Raw genomic sequence first — 15,824 nt, 5'->3', positions numbered from 1 at the left:
GGTCCTACGATCGCTTCATGACCTGCGTACTTCTCGCCGAGGATGACACCTCGATCTCCGAGCCGCTCGCGCGTGCACTGCGCCGTGAGGGCTATCAGGTCGAGGTGAGCCCCGACGGCCCGCAAGCCCTGGAAAGGGCTCTGTCGGGCGGCATCGATCTCATCGTTCTTGACCTTGGACTGCCCGAAATGGACGGTTTGGAGGTGGCTCGTCGCATCCGGGCCGAAGGCCACGGCACTCCGGTCCTGATTCTCACCGCTCGCGTCGACGAGGTGGACACCGTCGTCGGCCTCGACGCCGGCGCGGACGACTACGTGACGAAGCCGTTCAGGCTGGCCGAGCTGCTCGCCCGGGTACGGGCGCTGCTCCGGCGCGGCACCTCCGAGACTCCGGTCGTCCAGGGCGTGCGTATAGACGCCGACTCCCGCCGCGCGTGGATGGGGGAAAAGGAGCTGCATCTGACAACGAAGGAATTCGACCTGCTGCGTGTGCTCGTCCGCGACGCCGGAAAGGTGGTCACGAGGGAGCAGATCATGCGCGAGGTCTGGGACACGAACTGGTGGGGTTCGACCAAGACCCTCGACATGCACATCTCCTGGCTACGCCGCAAACTCGGCGACGACGCCGCGAAACCGCGTTACATCACGACCGTCCGGGGAGTCGGCTTCCGGTTCGAACGCGAGTAGGAGATGCGCCGCCGACTGCTCTCCTCAACCCTGGTCGTCGCGGTCATCGCGGTTCTGCTGCTGGGGGTCCCCCTGGGTGTCGTCGTCAGCCGACTGATCGTCGACGAGGCGGCTCAGGAGCTCGGGGCGGAGGCCAAGCGCCTCGTGGGAGAGGTCGAGTACGCCCGTGTCCAGGAGACGCCGCTCGACCCCCAGCAACTGGAGCAGAAGTATCCCGGCAGGTACATCCAGATCTGGGAACGCGGAACCCCCTTGCGGGTGACCGTGGTCGGCACCGCACCGCCGTCCGGTCACCTGATGACCGAGGACGCGCAGACCAACACCGGCGTCTATGTCCGCATAAGTCGCGATCGCGACCAGGTTGAACAGGACGTACGGGCCCGGCTCCTGCTCATCGTGGCCCTGGCCGTCGCCGCCCTGGCGGTGGCCGTGAGCCTGGCCGTCGTACAGTCCCGGCGGCTGACGCTGCCCTTGCAGGACCTGGCGAAGATCGCCGAGCGGCTGGGCTCCGGAGACGCCCGGCCGAGCAAACACCGCTACGGCATTCCCGAACTCGACCGGGTGGCCCAAGTGCTCGACCGCAGCGCCACCCGCATCTCCGACCTGCTCACCCGCGAGCGGGAGTTCGCCACCGACGCCTCCCACCAGCTCCGAACCCCCTTGACCGGTCTCACCATGCGCCTGGAGGAGATCGTGTCGGCCGCGGACGAGCCGGAGGTCGTACGGGAGGAGGGCGAGGCGGCGATCGTGCAGGCGGAGCGGCTGACCGCCGTGATCGACGAGCTGCTGGCGGCGGCGCGGCGCCAGCGCCACGCCCAGGCCGAGCCGGTCGCCATCGACGACGTGATCATTCAGCAGATCAGGGAGTGGGAGCCGGTGTTCCGGGAGGCGGGGCGTACCCTGCGGCTCGAAGGCGCCCGCGGTCTGAAGGCGATGGCCACCACCGGCGGCTTCGGCCAGGTGATCGCGTCCCTGCTGGAGAACTCCCTGCGCCACGGCGGCGGCGACGTCACCGTCACCTCGACCAGTGGCGACAACTACGTGGTGATCGAGGTCGCGGACGAGGGTCCGGGCATCGCCGACGAGATCGCCCCCAAGATCTTCGAGCGGAACGTCAGCGGCGGCGGAGGCACCGGTCTCGGGCTGACGCTCGCCCGCGCGCTGGCCGCGGCCGACGGCGGCAGATTGGAGCTGGTACGGCGCCGCCCGGCGACGTTCGCCATCTTCCTGCGTCCGGCCGAGGACGACGGCGCGAGGACCCGCGTGGTCAGCGGTCCTGCTTGACCCCGGTCTCGGGCAGCTCCATCGGGATGGGTTCGGTGGCCTCCAGGAACACCCACTTCTTGTACGACCAGTAGCGGAACAGCGTGCCGAGCCCCACGCCCACGATGTTGGCGATGTTGAAGCTGAGCGGGTCGTGCAGGTCGAGCGTGTAGGTGGTGAAGCCGATCGTCAGCATGCCGAACAGCAGCGCGATGCCGTTGAGCAGGAAGAACAGGAAGTATTCGCGCCGCAGCCCGCTCTGGTCGCGGTGCCGGAAGGTCCAGAAGCGGTTGCCGATGTAGGCGAAGGTCGTGGAGATCGTCGTCGCCACGACCTTGGAGGTCAGCGGGCCCCAGCCGAGGCCCACGTTGCAGAGGTTGAGGAGGCCGGTGTCGATCAGGAAGGCGACGGCCCCGATGCTGCCGAACTTGGCCAGTTCGTACACAAGGGAGGAGAACCGCTCGTAGAGGCGTCTGGCGAAGTCCACGTCTCTGCTCGGTCCCTTCCTTCGACGAGCCTGACCCAACTCAGCGTACCGGCCACCGTGTAGGCCCGACGTCAGGCTGGTGAACTTACCACTTAGAAATATCGTCCTATGCCCGGCATTTACGACAGTTGGGCATTACGCTGCGTTGCACATCGCCCGCGACCCGGCATGAGCGGGCGGAGCGGAACGCTGGGCGGTCGTGCCTGCGAAGGCGACCCGGAACGGCCGCCCAGCCCGGGGCGTCCGGGAAAGTCGTTCCGTCCCGGTAAGCTCACCTGGCGTGAGTTCCTACAGCCCCATCGGGCCGGTCGTCGGCATCGTCGGCGCAGGCCAGCTGGCCAGGATGTCGCAGCCGCCGGCCATCGCGCTCGGCGTCGAGCTGCGGGTGCTGGCCAACTCTCCGGAGGAGAGCGCCGCACGAGTGATCGTCGACACGCGCGTCGGAGATTACCGCGATCTGGACGATCTGCGCGAGTTCGCCAAGGGCTGCGACGCGATCACGTTTGACCACGAACACGTGCCCACCGAGCACGTCCGGGCCCTGACCGAGGCCGGCCACTCCGTGCACCCCGGGGCCGACGCGCTCGTGCACGCCCAGGACAAGGCCGTCATGCGCGAGCGGCTGACCGCGATCGGCGTGCCGTGCCCGGCGTGGGCGCGGGTGTCGTCGCCCGAAGAGGCCACGCGCTTCGCGGAGCAGCACGGCTGGCCGATGGTCCTGAAGTCGGTGCGCGGCGGCTACGACGGCCGCGGCGTGTGGGTGTGCCGGTCGGCCGAGGAGGTCGCGGAGGCGTTCGCGACCGGGGTCGAGCTGCTGGCGGAGGCGTTCGTGCCGTTCGAGCGGGAGCTGGCGGTGCTGGTCGCCCGCTCGCCGCACGGGCAGGGCGTCAGCTACCCGGTCGTGGAGACCGTGCAGCAGGACGGCATCTGCGTGGAGGTCATCGCGCCCGCTCCCGGGCTGGACCCCGAGGACTCCGCGCAGGCGCAGCGCATCGGCCTGAAGATCGCCCACGAGCTCGGCGTGACCGGGCTGCTCGCGGTCGAGCTCTTCGACACGCCGAACGGGCTCGTGGTCAACGAGCTCGCCATGCGCCCGCACAACAGCGGCCACTGGACCATCGAGGGCTCGACGACGTCGCAGTTCGAGCAGCATCTGAGGGCGGTGCTGGACCTGCCGCTCGGCTCGCCCAAGATGACCGCCCAGGTCGTCGTCATGGCCAACCTGCTCGGTGGCGAGGAGCCCGGCCTGTTCAAGCGCTACGAGCACGTGCTGGCCCACGATCCGGGCATCAAGCTGCACTTCTACGGCAAAGAGGTGCGCCCCGGCCGCAAGATCGGCCACGTGACGGCCCTCGGCTCCAACCTCGACGAGGTACGCGCCCGCGCCCGCCACGCCGCCGTCTACCTCACCACCGGGGAGTACACATGAGAGAGCGAAGCGAACGAACAATGAGACACAGCCTTGTCCCAATGCTCACGATGCCGCCGAAGGTGGCATCGTGAGCATTGGCATCGTCATGGGGAGCGACTCCGACTGGCCGGTCATGAAGGCCGCCGCGGAGGCGGTCGCCGAGTTCGGCGTGCCCTTCGAGGCGGACGTGGTTTCGGCGCACCGCATGCCGACCGAGATGATCGACTACGGCCGCCAGGCCGCCTCCCGGGGCCTCCAGGTGATCATCGCCGGGGCCGGGGGAGCCGCGCACCTGCCCGGCATGCTGGCCTCCGTCACGCCGCTGCCGGTGATCGGGGTGCCGGTGCCGCTGAAGTACCTCGACGGGATGGACTCGCTGCTGTCCATCGTCCAGATGCCCGCCGGGGTGCCGGTGGCGACGGTGGCGGTCGGCGGGGCCCGCAACGCGGGGCTGCTGGCCGTACGCATCCTCGCCGCGTCCGACCCCGGGCTGCGGGAGCGGATGGAGGAGTTCCAGGTGCGGTTGAAGGAGCAGGCGTACGCCAAGGGCGAGAAGCTCCGCGCGGAGGCCGCGAACCTCGGCTCGTGACGGGGGTCCGCCTACGGCGGCCGAGGGTCGTGATGGGGGGTGCGCCTACGGTGGCCACGGCTCGTGATGGGGGGTGCGCCTACGGCGGCCGGGGGTCGTGATGGGGGGTGCGCCTACGGCGGTCGGGGGCTGTCGTAGGCGGGGGATAGGTCCGTCAGGGGCGGGGGCCGGTAGGTCTTAGGCGGGGGATTGATCCGTCAGGGGCGGCCGAGGGCGCGGTAGTGCCATCCGGCGGACCGCCACGTCTCGGCATTCAGGGCATTACGCCCGTCCACGATGCGCCGGGTCGCCACCACGGCTCCCAGCTCCTCGGGGTCGAGCTCCACGAACTCCTGCCACTCGGTGAGCAGCAGCACCACGTGCGCTCCCCGTACCGCGTCCAGGGCTGATTCGCCGTAGTTCAGCTCGGGGTGAGCCTTACGGGCGTTGTCGAGCGCGATCGGGTCGTACACGGTGACCTGTCCGCCCTGGTGGCCGATGGTCACGGCGACGTCCAGCGCGGGGGAGTCGCGAATGTCGTCCGAGTTCGGCTTGAACGCGGCGCCCAGCACACCCACGGTGCACCCGTGGAACGAGCCTCCGGCCAGCTCCCTGGCCAGGTCGACCATGCGGGCGCGCCGCCGCATGTTGATGGCGTCCACCTCGCGCAGGAACGTCAGCGCCTGGTCCGCTCCCAGCTCCCCGGCCCGCGCCATGAACGCCCTGATGTCCTTGGGCAGGCAGCCGCCGCCGAACCCGAGGCCCGCGTTCAGGAACCGCCCGCCGATCCGGTCGTCGTATGACAGCGCCTCGGACAGCTGCTTGACGTCGGCGTGCGCGGCCTCGCAGACCTCGGCCATCGCGTTGATGAACGAGATCTTGGTGGCCAGGAACGCGTTCGCGGCCGTCTTGACCAGCTCGGACGTGGCGAAATCGGTCACCACGAACGGAACCTCGCCCAGCGGCTCGTACACCTCGCGCAGCACCTTCTCCGCTCGCTCGGTGCGAACGCCGACCACGATGCGATCCGGGTGCATGGTGTCCTGCACCGCGAACCCCTCCCGCAGAAACTCGGGGTTCCAGGCCAGCTCGGCCTGCCCACCGGCGGGCGCGAGGCGGGTGAGCTTGTCCGCGAGCCGCTCGGCGGTGCCGACGGGCACGGTGGACTTGCCCACGACCAGGCACTGGCGGTCGAGGAACGGGGCGAGGGACTCGATCGCGTTGTCCATGTACGTGACGTCCGCAGCATATTCGCCGCGTTTCTGGGGAGTGCCTACGCAGACGAAGTGCACGTCGCCGAAGGCGGCGGCTTCCTCGTACGAGGTGGTGAAGCGGAGGCGGCCGGATTCGAGCCCGCGGCGGAGCACAGGCTCGAGCCCGGGCTCGTGGATCGGGAGCTCCCCTTGGTTGAGGCTGCGGATCTTGTCGGCGTCGATATCAAGGCCCAGGACGTCGAATCCGAGATCAGCCATGCACGCCGCATGGGTGATGCCCAGGTATCCGGTCCCGATCACCGTGAGGCGATATGGCACGAGTGAGCTCCTTTCGATCGCGCAGGCATGCTACCGGCCCTAGCTACCTCGTACGTGCCACCTGCACCTCTTCGCAAACCGTACCGACTAGTAACAAGAAGGTCGGACCTCCGGATATCTGACACCCTCTACGCCGTCACCGACAAGAAGATCAGGCCGAGACCAACGGCGCGGTCCTCGTTTGGGGGGCGCTTCGCGCCGAGGGCAAAGGCGCAGTCCTCGCAGGGGGGCTCAGGCTGTGACATTGGGGGGTGCAACCCCCCGAACCCCCGTCCCAACGGCGCGGTCCTCGCGGCAGGGCGCTTCGCGCCGGGGGCTCGGGCAGTGACATTGGGGGCGCGGCCCCCAAACCCCCAGCTAAACCCCGCTCCGCCGACTCGTTGAGCACGCGAGCCATGGAGAGAAGCACGGCGCTGAGGCCGCCACGAGGCCCTGCTCGTGGACTCGGGAAGATGGGACCGGTCCGAGCTCAGTCCTTTGCCGCGAGGCCGACGTCGAACCGTACCTCGACCTCATCGCTCAGCTTGAGCGCGCCGAAGAACGCGGAATACGGTCGAATCCCCCACCGGGACTGCACGATGGCCGCCGAGCCCCGTACGCGGTCATCGGCGACCATGCCCTGGACCGTCACCAGCCGGGTCACCCCGACGATGGTGAGGTCGCCCTCGATGTGGAACGACTCCGCGGTCCCGTCGACCCGCGTCGATCGGAAGGTGATCGCCGGATGGCGGCCGGTGTGCAGGATCTTCTCCCGGATGGTTCGCTCGATCTCCTCGCGGTCGGAGTCCGTGAGCGGCTTGATGCCGCCGGTCCCCGTCCGGACTTCGAGCGACCCCGCGTCGACCTCGATGGTCAGCGAGGAGTTGGCCGGGGCGGCGGTGTCGATTGTGGCGTCGCCGCTCCAGCGCGTGACCTCGATGGTGAGATCGTGGCCGGCCTTGGCGCCCAGTCCGGTGCGGGTCGTGTGGATGAGGAGGCGGCCGGAATCGGGTCCGAATGTGTAGCTACCAGCGGTAATGCTCACCTTGCCAGGCTAACTCGCACCACGCATCCGCCTTCCGACCGAGGGGCGTGTCCGCCGCCGTGGCGAAGACCTGCTGGTAGGTGGTGGGGATGCCGCTTCTGACTGGAGGGCGTGTCCGTCGGCGTGGTGAAACCTACGGGCAGGTGGTGGAGATGCCGCCGCGTCCCCAGGTGCAGCCGTCGATCTTCTTGAGGTCGCTACTCCGGTAGAGGCCGGCCGTGTCCCCGTCGTTGTTCCAGACGTACCACTTGCGACCCCAGTACAGGGTGGTCGAGGTGTTGCTTCCCTGGCCCGAGCGTACGGTCACTGATTTGCCGGGCTTGAGGGTGAAGCTGGGGAATCGGTACTTGTAGCCGGTCTCGTCCCGCAGGATCCAGTTCTCGAGCTGGATGGTTCGCCTGCTCATGTTGCGCAGCACCGCGTATTCGCCGTTGAGCGAGACGTTGCCGCCCCGGTCAGACCCTGGCGAGTCGTAGTAGACCTTGACGATCTGAACGACCGGGGTCGCGGCCTGGGCGGGTGTACCGGCCGACGGCAGGACCACGGCGGCGACGCCGATCGCCGCGAGGAGACGCTTGAGCACTGCGGGCTCCATATGGCTAGAGATGGAACGTGACATCAATGGGACGGCTGCTGTGATTGCCGGGTTGGCGATCAACGGCGTCCGCATCCGGCCAATCTCGCGAAAGGCACTCCGCGTCCGGCTCCGTCTTGCGAAAGGCGCTCCGTGTCCGGCCGTCTCGCGTAAGGCGCTCAGCATTCGACCGTGTCGCGAATGTCCCGTATGCCCCTATGTCACCATGCGCCACCATTTGCACACTCTTGGCAGATCAACTACGGTCCCTGACTACTGTCAGCCGCGCATGTGTGGAGTGATCAAGTGAAGAACCGTAGAACGGGGACCGGCGCCGCCCTCACCGCAGCCGTGACCGTGGCCGTCCTGGGCTTCACCACCGCGTCACCGGCCTACGCGTCCCCCGGCACCCCGACTCCCACCCCTTCCCCGTCCCCCTCGTCCTCCGTCGCCGCAACGCCCAAAGGGCTCTTCACGCCCCTGAAGTACCAGCTCAACCTCAAGGGCCAGCGCCAGGAGACCAACTACTTCTGCGTCCCCGCCTCGTCGTCGATGAGCCTGTCGACCTTCGGCGTCAACGTCAGCCAGTCGACCCTCGCCAAGAAGATGAAGACCACGGCCGCCGCCGGCACCAAGGGTGTGAACGCGCTGCCGGTGGTCAACGCCTACCTCAAGTCGCGCGGCTACAAGGTCACGAGCCCCACCGACGCGGACGGCAACGCGGTCGTGCTCATGAACCGGGTCTCCGGCAACATCGGGGACCTGCGCCGGGCGCCGGTGCTCGCGGTGTGGATGGAGCAGCTGCCCTGGAACAAGGGCAAGATCAAGGGCACCAGGGTCGGCCACGCCATCATCGCCTACGGTTACGACAAGACGGCGGGCACCGTCACCGTGTACGACCCGTGGAAGCCGACCGGCGGCACCCACACCATCAAGACCTCCGTCCTGGCCGCCATCCTCCAGCCGGGCGGCAACATGTACTACATCTCCAAGCTCTGAGGCGACGCGGGCGGGCCGTGCGCCCAAGGCCGGGAGCGGAAGGGGGGCGTACGGGATGAGCGGGGGCCCACGACCGGGAGCGGGAAGGGGTGCGTACGGGATGAGCGGGGAGCCCGCGACCGGGATGCTGCATCACGTCGAGATCTGGGTGCCCGACCTGCCGCGAGCCGTCGCGAGCTGGCAGTGGCTGCTGGAGGCGCTCGGCTACACCCTGTACCAGGACTGGGAGCACGGCCGCAGCTGGCGGCTGGGGGCCACGTACCTGGTGCTGGAGCAGTCGCCCGCCCTCAGCGCCGACCGGCACGACCGCTGCCGCCCCGGGCTGAACCATCTGGCCTTCCACGTGGGAAGCCGCGCCGAGGTGGACGCGCTGGCCGAGCGGGCGCCCGCGAACGGCTGGACGCTGATGTTCCCCGATCGCCACCCGTACGCGGGCGGGGAGCGGCACTACGCGGCCTATCTGGAGGATGGGGACGGCTTCGAGATCGAGCTGGTCGCGCTCGGCGCCTCAGGGTAACCAGGGGTTCCGGTAAGAAGCGAGCGGCACTGCCCAGATCACCATCACCGCCCGCGTTCTGGCAGGTCGAAGCCACTCAGCGCAGTACGACCGTCAGCAGGTCGGCGCCCAGCGCCATCAGATCGGGGAGATTGAGGGTGTGACGGACGTAACGACCGTGCCGCCGGGCCGTGAGCAGGCCCGCGCGGCGCAGGACAGCTAGGTGGCGGGAAACCTCCGGGGGTGAGAGTTCCCAGGCGTGGGCCAGTTCACCGGTGGTGTGCGGGCCGCGGGCCAGGGTGCGCAGCAGCCGCAGTCGTACCGGATGTGCGAGTGCCTCCAGCCGTAGTGTGACCGTTTCCAGCGATACCGGCTCTGACGGACTTGCCTCGGCCACGGGGTACTGCACCACTGGCTGCCACCCGGGCGCGTGGACCACCACCAGATGCGGGTGGCCGAAGACGCTGGGGAGGAAGGTGACCCCGGTGTCGTGGGCGGCGGTCGCCTTGTCCTGCAGCTTGTCCAGGATGATGCAGGTGCCGTCCTGCGCCAGGGTGACGGCGCTGGAGACCGATGTGAGTGCCGCCCCGATGCCCTGGCGCTTCAGCAGGTCGTTCTTCACGCGCAGGTCGGTGGCGAGTTGCACGGCGACGCCCGTCCAGGCGGCGTCGAAGAAGGCCTCGGCGCACTGTTCGAGGGTGTCGCGCACCCGCGCCCGCACGGCGGCCGGGTCCGTGAGCAGCCGTTCCGCGAAGGCCTCCTGGAGTGCGCCGCGGGCCTGGGCCAGATCCAGGGCCCGCTCGCGCGCCGTCGCGTCGGTGAGCGGCGACGGCGCGGCGAAGTGGACCCGGTTGCTGCCGCACGTGGTGATGAGCGCGGCGGTCACATAGGTTTCATCGTCGATCCGGTCCACATCGTCCAACTCCTCGGCGAGGGTCGGCCGAGGACGAGCGGGGACCAGAAAGTCGGCTCGTGAGGAACGCCAGAGGAACTCCGCCTCCCGCAGCCGCTCGGCCAGCTCCGGCCGCAGCCCAGCCCAGACGTCCCCGGCCCAGCCGGCGAGCTGCGGGTGATGCCCGGGTTCGGCCAGCACGTGCAGCATCGCGGTCAGCTCGGCCAGCGGGGAGGCGGCGAACCGCAGTCGCCCGGACGGCATCCCGCTGATGTCGATCCTCAACGTCATCCCCTCATCATCGCTGGTCGGATGGCCGACGACCGCGTCGGTTGACGGTGTCCGTCAACCGACACAGTCGGCCCGGCGGCCGAACGCACTGTTGACGCCATGGCAACCACCACCAAGATCCGGCCCCGCGCCCTCGTCCGTGCCTCCGGAGGCCCCCGCTATGCCGTCGCTCTGGGCGTGGACGCGCTCGGCACCGGCCTGCTGCGGCCCTTCCTGCTGCTCTACGGGGTGACTGTGCTGAGGCTGTCCGCGCCGGCCACCGGCATCGCCATGACGGTCGGCGTCGTCGTGGGGCTGGTGTGCATGCCCGCGGTGGGCCGATGGTTGGACCGGGGCGCACGCAGCACGGTCGTGGCGGCGTCGATGCTGGTGCGGGTGCTGGGCGTGGCGCTGCTGCTGGCCACCCCGGCCGGGAACGTCTGGCTGTTCGCGACGGCGGCGCTCTTCCTCGGCATCGGCAACCAGGCATGGCCGGCCGCCCACGCAGCTCTCGTGGCCACGGTCGCCCACGGCCGGGAACGCGACGCCGCTCTCGCGGGAGGCCGCGCCCTGCGCAACGCCGGCCTGGGCGCGGGCGCGCTCCTCGCCACCGCGTGCCTGGCGGGCGGCACCGCCGCATTGCAGGTGCTGGCAGCCGTCACCGGGCTCGCCTATCTCGCCGCGGCGGCCTTGGTGTGGTCGGTCCACCTGCACGCGCATCCGGCCGCTACCCCGGCCAAGGACGGGCCCGACGGGCCCGCACCCCGGATGCGCGCGCTGCTGGCCGCCAACGTGGTCTACGTCTTCTGCCTCAACGTCCCCGAAATCGCGCTCCCTCTGGTCCTGGTGACACAGTTGCACGCAACCCCGGTGTGGTCGGCAGCCATCTTCGTGGCCAACACGGTGCTGGTGGTCACCCTGCAGGTTCCGATCACGGTCCTGATGTCCCGCTTCGCCCGGCGGACCGTGCTGGCTGTCGCCGGCGTGGTACTCGCCGCGTCCTACCTCGGCTTCCTCGCGGCCACCTCACTGGGACACGGCTGGGGTGCCCCGGCCGTCGCCGCGGTGTCCGTGGTCTGCACCATCGGCGAGATCATCTATGCCGGCAGCGCCACCGCGCTCGTCACCGCCCTCGCCCCGGCCCATCTCCTGGGACGCGCCCTCGCCCGCTTCCAGCTCTCCACGGGCTTCGGCCTCGCCGTCTCCCCGGCGGTCATCACCGCTCTCGCACCCCACGGCTCGGCAGCCCTCTGGGGCAGCCTCGCAGCCGCGACGCTCGTGTCCGCCTCCGCCGTTGCCACCGAGAAGGATCAAGGAACGCGGCTCAGCGACTGCCGCCGCCAGGCGCGAGCAGGCTCGGCGATCGCCTCTGGCGATGGTTTGAAGTAGTGGCGGACGTTGACCTGGGGCGCATCTCGGCTGGCGGGTGTTCCGGTTGAGGATCCCCCACGGAACAGCCGCAAGCTCAGGCCAGTGCACCTTGACGGTTGCCACGGCATCGCCAGGTTTTGGACGGCACTCACCTATGAGATCATCCTTGACTTTGACGAGATGTCACGTGCAACAGCAGGAGAGGACAACATATGGCAGATATCGGCTTAACGGACTCCGGCGACGTCTCGCGGGAGAACACTCTGCGATACGCCGCGTACTCGGGGGACCTGAAGGGCCTCAAAGAGCAGATAGCGGCCGGGGTCGATGTGAACGCCGCCGACGAGCGGGGTTGGACGGCGCTGCTGGCTGCGGCCCACGAGGCGTTCCGAGCGGGCGTCGAGGCGCTGCTCGCGGCGGGTGCGGATCCAGGGGGCGCTTCCACGGGCGGATTCACCGCGCTGCACCATGTGATCCAGCAGACCAAGGACCGGCCGGTGGCCATCGAGGTCACCGTGGTGCGCGACGGCGTCGAGACGGTTCTCACCGGTCGCGACGAGATCCGCGCGCAGATCGGATCCCACCCGGACGACTTGTACGATGACTGCGTCGCCATCGCGCGCATGCTGATCGAGGCGGGGATCGACGTTGAGCGGGTGACCTCCCACAAGCAGAGCCCGTTGTCGCACGCAGCCTCGCGGGGGACCGCTGAGATCACCGAGCTGCTCATCGCGACGAAGCGGGTCGATCTCGATTCGCGCGACAAGGACGGGGTCTCCCCGCTTCACTACGCCAGCCGCCATGGTCATATCGATCCGGTACGGCTGCTGCTCGAGGCCGGAGCGAACCCGAACATCACCGAGAACTACGGGTTCACCCCGCTGCACGAAGCGGCGGAGAACGGCCATGCCGAGGTGGCGCATGTCCTGCTCACGGCGGGCGCAGACCCTGGGCGCGGCCTGACGAAGCCGTTCGAGAGCTACCCGGTGGGCACCACACCACTCGACATCGCGCAAAGCATGGGGCGCCAGACGATCGTCGATTTGCTCAACCGCCGGCACTGATCGCCGCGACGGTTTCCGCCGCTACGCAGTCGTGTGCCGGCGGCGGAGGCCACCAGTTCGTGCACATCGGCCCAGGCTTTGGGCATTCTCCTGCCAACGCCATCGCCGCCGATCGGCCCCTCGGAACAAGGAGGGGCCGTCACCGGAGCCCATGAATGGCAGTTCGGGGTGACTTCACTGCCAGTTCACGCATATGTCAGACAGCGGCATTCGGTCGGTATAGCGTCAGGTTTCGGTCTGATCCCTAATTGAAGACGGGTACGCAAACATGCGCAAAGTCCTGACGCTCGCCGTGGTCGCCACCGCATCGCTCGGCCTGCTCGCCGCCCCGGCCACCGCCGACGACCGCCGTCCAGAGCTGCCCAACGAGATCTACGGCGGTGCCTGGACCGAGGGGCACGTCCAGGGGATCGCCATTGACGAGCGCAAGGGGTACATGTACTTCTCCTTCACCAATGTCCTTGTCAAGACCGACCTCAAGGGCAACCCCGTGGGCTCGGTGAGGGGCTTCACGGGGCACCTCGGCGATCTGGACTTCAACGCCAAGGACGGCCGGGTGTACGGCTCCCTCGAGTACAAGGAGCAGGAGTCGTTCTACATCGCGATCTTCGACGTCGACCGCATCACCAGCATGGGCATGGACGCCCAGACCAGTGACGTCGTCAAGACGGTCTACCTCAAGGAGGTCGTCGCCGACTACACCGCCGACATGAACGGCGACGGCAAGTTCGACGGCAACGTGGGCAACACCCCGGATCACCGGTACGGGTGCAGCGGCATCGACGGCGTGTCCTTCGGCCCCGAGTTCGGGAAGAAGCACGGCAAGCAGCTGCTGACCGTGGCGTACGGGATCTACTCCAACACCACCCGGGCCGACAACGACTACCAGGTCCTCCTCCAGTACGACATCGAGCGGTGGAAGAAGTACGAGAAGCCGCTCACCGAGAGCGACCCGCACAAGAGCGGCCCCGAGCAGGTCGACGGCAAGTACTTCGCGTACACCGGCAACACCACCTACGGCGTGCAGAACCTCGAGTACGACGACTTCACGGGCAACTGGATGATGGCCGTCTACAAGGGCAAGAAGCCGCAGTTCCCCAACTACTCGTTCTTCATGGTGGACGGCCGCGTGCGGCCCAAGGAGGGTGACATCGTCGGGCAGCCGCAGCCCGAGCGGGGCCGGCTGCTCACGCTGGCGCCGGGCGGGCTCCAGCACGAGGCCACCGGCGTCAGGGGCTGGGAGTTCGGCGGCGAGTACGGCCTGATCTCGCTCGGCGGGGGACGCTACTACGTGTCCAAGTCCGGGACCGTCACGGAAGGCGGGGTCAGCAAGTACACCGGCCACGCCCAGCTCTTCCGCTGGACGGGCCAGACGCCGACCCCGTTCGAGAAGGTCGGCTGATCGGAGCTGCCAGCGGGTGGTCAGTTAAGGCTGTTATGGTCGGTCCGAAATCCCCATGAACGCGTAAAAGCACGGGAGGGTCATGCGGACCACGAGCAAGATCGCGGCATTACTGATCGGGATGACGGCCCCGGTGGCCGTGGTGGCGCCCCCGGCCGGCGCGCAGGCGCGTCCGGCCTGGGTCGCCTACCACGGCCTCACCGCCGAGCAGAGCGTGGCGCGGGTCAAGCAGCTCAGGGACCAGGGCTTGCGGCCGGTCACGGTGAACGTCTCCGACGGGGAGCGGTACGCGGCCGTGTGGGTCAAGGGCGGCTCACCGGCCAATTGGGGCATCTGGCAGGGCATGTCGGCCGAGGAGTACCAGCAGCGGTTCGACCAGGGGCTGAAGGAGGGGGCGCAGCCGGTCTCCGTCTCCGCCACCGGGCCGGGTGACGCGCCGGTGTTCACGGCCGTCTTCGAGAAGCGGCGCGGGAAGTTCTTCGCCAGGTCCAACCTCACCCCCGCCCAGTTCGCCGCCGCCAACAAGCGGGCCACCGCCCAGGGGCTCGCGCTGACCTCGGTCGACGTGTACGGCACCCCGGACGACCTGCGGTACGTGGGAGTGTGGACGGTCAACACGGGCGGGGCCTGGTACTACACGTACGGGAAGTCCCGGCAGCAGCACGAGGCCGCGTTCTACGCCAAGAAGAAGCAGGGGTTCCGGCCGGTCAAGGTGGCCGTGGCGCCCGACGGGACGTACACGGCGGTGTGGCGCAAGGACGGCGTCAGGTCCTGGGCCCACTACGTGGACATGACCTCCTCCGGCTACCAGAAGCGGTTCGACGACCTCAAGGCCAAGGGGCTGGCCCCGGTCCAGGTGAACGCCGAGAACGGGCTGTACGCCGCCATCTGGCAGTGAACGCGGTGAACGAGGTCACCGGGCCCGGAGGATGCGGACGTCTCCGGTGCCGCTCACGGCCTTGATGGTGTTGGGGCTCTTGGCGTCGTCCTCGAGCTCCGAGCGCTCGGTGCCGTCCGTGCTGCGGGCCGTGATCGCGTAGGCCGCCCTGGGCACGGTCGCGATCACCCGGCCGTCGCTGGAGCGCAGGTCGAGGGCGGTGGGCGGGCTGGCGAACGACACGTCGATCGCGCCGTCCGACGTCCGGCACCGGACGCTCGGCGACTTCAGCCCCTCGCCCGTGATCGGGCCCTCGCTGCGCAGCCGCAGTTTGCCCGCGGCGCCCGAGACCTGGATGCGGTCCCGGCTGACCACGTCGACGTCCTGGGCGAGGCCGTTCAGGATGACGCCGTCGTCGGCCTCGATCGACAGCGGTACGCCGGGCGGGACCTTGACGTGGTAGCGGGCGCCGCAGTCGCCGAAGACCATGGTGCAGTTCGCGCTCAGGCGTAGGGTGCCGTCCCGCAGGGACCAGGTGGCGTTGCCGTCGTCGGCGGCCTTGCCGCGTACCCACCGCTCCACCTCGACGCGGCCCCCGGTGCCCTGGAGGACGCGCACGCCGCCCAGGGAGGCATTGATCTTCAGCGCGGTGCCCGTGAACGGGAACGCCTGCGCGGTGTGGACGTCATCGGCGTCCAGGTCCACCTTGCACCCGGTCAACGTCAGCGCCGCCGCCAACGTCACCCCTGTCGCCACGACTCGCCTCATGGAGATGCTCATGCCGCCATGGTGGCCGAGCGCCGCCCGCCCGCCATCGACCGTCCGGCCGAACACGGGCGGGCCGCCATCGGCCTTTCGGCCAGAACGCGCGTCAGGCCCGGAGCCCGCGCGTCAAGCCCGGAGATCGA

At 69.1% G+C, this 15,824-nt stretch carries 16 protein-coding genes; 10 read left to right on the top strand and 6 right to left on the bottom strand.

What is annotated here, in order from left to right; genetic code table 11:
* The first annotated feature begins 17 nt into the window (after window positions 1-17).
* Entirely contained in the window at window positions 18-686 is a 669-nt protein-coding gene (locus tag AB0L65_RS10805; RefSeq protein ID WP_043620820.1) for a response regulator transcription factor, read from the top strand.
* A gap of 3 nt (window positions 687-689) precedes the next feature.
* On the top strand, window positions 690-1,970 hold the full coding sequence (locus AB0L65_RS10800; RefSeq protein WP_192790161.1) for an ATP-binding protein: 1,281 nt from the start codon (window positions 690-692) through the stop codon (window positions 1,968-1,970).
* On the opposite strand, the gene AB0L65_RS10795 is transcribed toward AB0L65_RS10800, so the two are convergent.
* A complete protein-coding gene (locus tag AB0L65_RS10795) occupies window positions 1,954-2,436 on the bottom strand; it encodes a GtrA family protein (RefSeq protein ID WP_364243097.1) in 483 nt (160 codons plus the stop codon). The genes AB0L65_RS10800 and AB0L65_RS10795 overlap by 17 nt on opposite strands.
* A 280-nt stretch (window positions 2,437-2,716) precedes the next feature.
* Here AB0L65_RS10795 and AB0L65_RS10790 point away from each other — a divergent pair, with 280 nt between their 5' ends.
* Complete coding sequence (locus tag AB0L65_RS10790) at window positions 2,717-3,865, top strand: 5-(carboxyamino)imidazole ribonucleotide synthase (RefSeq protein WP_364243095.1); 1,149 nt, start codon at window positions 2,717-2,719, stop codon at window positions 3,863-3,865.
* Between the two features lie 88 nt (window positions 3,866-3,953).
* Window positions 3,954-4,436 carry a 5-(carboxyamino)imidazole ribonucleotide mutase gene (gene purE, locus AB0L65_RS10785; RefSeq protein ID WP_364243795.1) on the top strand — a complete coding sequence of 161 codons (483 nt, stop codon included), beginning with the start codon at window positions 3,954-3,956 and terminating at the stop codon, window positions 4,434-4,436.
* A gap of 197 nt (window positions 4,437-4,633) precedes the next feature.
* Here purE and AB0L65_RS10780 read toward each other — a convergent pair whose 3' ends face one another.
* From AB0L65_RS10780 to AB0L65_RS10770, 3 genes are all read right to left on the bottom strand, one after another.
* Window positions 4,634-5,947 (bottom strand): UDP-glucose/GDP-mannose dehydrogenase family protein, encoded by a 1,314-nt coding sequence (locus tag AB0L65_RS10780; protein WP_350728341.1) that lies wholly within the window; start codon window positions 5,945-5,947, stop codon window positions 4,634-4,636.
* 469 nt (window positions 5,948-6,416) lie between these two features.
* The gene (locus tag AB0L65_RS10775) at window positions 6,417-6,971 is read right to left on the bottom strand and encodes a YceI family protein (protein ID WP_364243092.1); all 555 of its coding nucleotides are present in this window, start codon (window positions 6,969-6,971) and stop codon (window positions 6,417-6,419) included.
* Window positions 6,972-7,104: 133 nt separating this feature from the next.
* On the bottom strand, window positions 7,105-7,554 hold the full coding sequence (locus tag AB0L65_RS10770) for a lamin tail domain-containing protein (protein ID WP_364243090.1): 450 nt from the start codon (window positions 7,552-7,554) through the stop codon (window positions 7,105-7,107).
* Window positions 7,555-7,851: 297 nt separating this feature from the next.
* Between AB0L65_RS10770 and AB0L65_RS10765 the strand changes: the two genes are divergently transcribed.
* Both AB0L65_RS10765 and AB0L65_RS10760 read left to right on the top strand, forming a co-directional pair.
* Window positions 7,852-8,544 (top strand): C39 family peptidase, encoded by a 693-nt coding sequence (locus tag AB0L65_RS10765; RefSeq protein ID WP_364243087.1) that lies wholly within the window; start codon window positions 7,852-7,854, stop codon window positions 8,542-8,544.
* 100 nt (window positions 8,545-8,644) lie between these two features.
* The gene (locus tag AB0L65_RS10760; protein ID WP_364243084.1) at window positions 8,645-9,061 is read left to right on the top strand and encodes a VOC family protein; all 417 of its coding nucleotides are present in this window, start codon (window positions 8,645-8,647) and stop codon (window positions 9,059-9,061) included.
* Window positions 9,062-9,137: 76 nt separating this feature from the next.
* On the opposite strand, the gene AB0L65_RS10755 is transcribed toward AB0L65_RS10760, so the two are convergent.
* Window positions 9,138-10,223 (bottom strand): helix-turn-helix domain-containing protein, encoded by a 1,086-nt coding sequence (locus AB0L65_RS10755; protein WP_364243081.1) that lies wholly within the window; start codon window positions 10,221-10,223, stop codon window positions 9,138-9,140.
* A gap of 99 nt (window positions 10,224-10,322) precedes the next feature.
* Here AB0L65_RS10755 and AB0L65_RS10750 point away from each other — a divergent pair, with 99 nt between their 5' ends.
* From AB0L65_RS10750 to AB0L65_RS10735, 4 genes are all read left to right on the top strand, one after another.
* On the top strand, window positions 10,323-11,591 hold the full coding sequence (locus tag AB0L65_RS10750; protein ID WP_364243078.1) for an MFS transporter: 1,269 nt from the start codon (window positions 10,323-10,325) through the stop codon (window positions 11,589-11,591).
* Window positions 11,592-11,785: 194 nt separating this feature from the next.
* Window positions 11,786-12,637: an ankyrin repeat domain-containing protein gene (locus tag AB0L65_RS10745; RefSeq protein WP_364243075.1), complete on the top strand. Its 852-nt coding sequence runs from the start codon at window positions 11,786-11,788 to the stop codon at window positions 12,635-12,637.
* Window positions 12,638-12,905: 268 nt separating this feature from the next.
* Window positions 12,906-14,039 (top strand): hypothetical protein, encoded by a 1,134-nt coding sequence (locus AB0L65_RS10740; RefSeq protein WP_364243072.1) that lies wholly within the window; start codon window positions 12,906-12,908, stop codon window positions 14,037-14,039.
* Between the two features lie 82 nt (window positions 14,040-14,121).
* Entirely contained in the window at window positions 14,122-14,937 is an 816-nt protein-coding gene (locus AB0L65_RS10735) for a hypothetical protein (RefSeq protein WP_364243069.1), read from the top strand.
* Window positions 14,938-14,952: 15 nt separating this feature from the next.
* Here the strand turns inward: AB0L65_RS10735 and AB0L65_RS10730 are convergent, their stop codons facing one another.
* Window positions 14,953-15,696 carry a hypothetical protein gene (locus tag AB0L65_RS10730; RefSeq protein WP_364243066.1) on the bottom strand — a complete coding sequence of 248 codons (744 nt, stop codon included), beginning with the start codon at window positions 15,694-15,696 and terminating at the stop codon, window positions 14,953-14,955.
* Window positions 15,697-15,824 lie beyond the last annotated feature (128 nt).

This window comes from Nonomuraea sp. NPDC052116 (assembly GCF_040680035.1).
GTDB classification, from domain to species: domain Bacteria; phylum Actinomycetota; class Actinomycetes; order Streptosporangiales; family Streptosporangiaceae; genus Nonomuraea; species Nonomuraea angiospora_A.
This window is presented reverse-complemented; position numbering and strand designations above follow the sequence as displayed.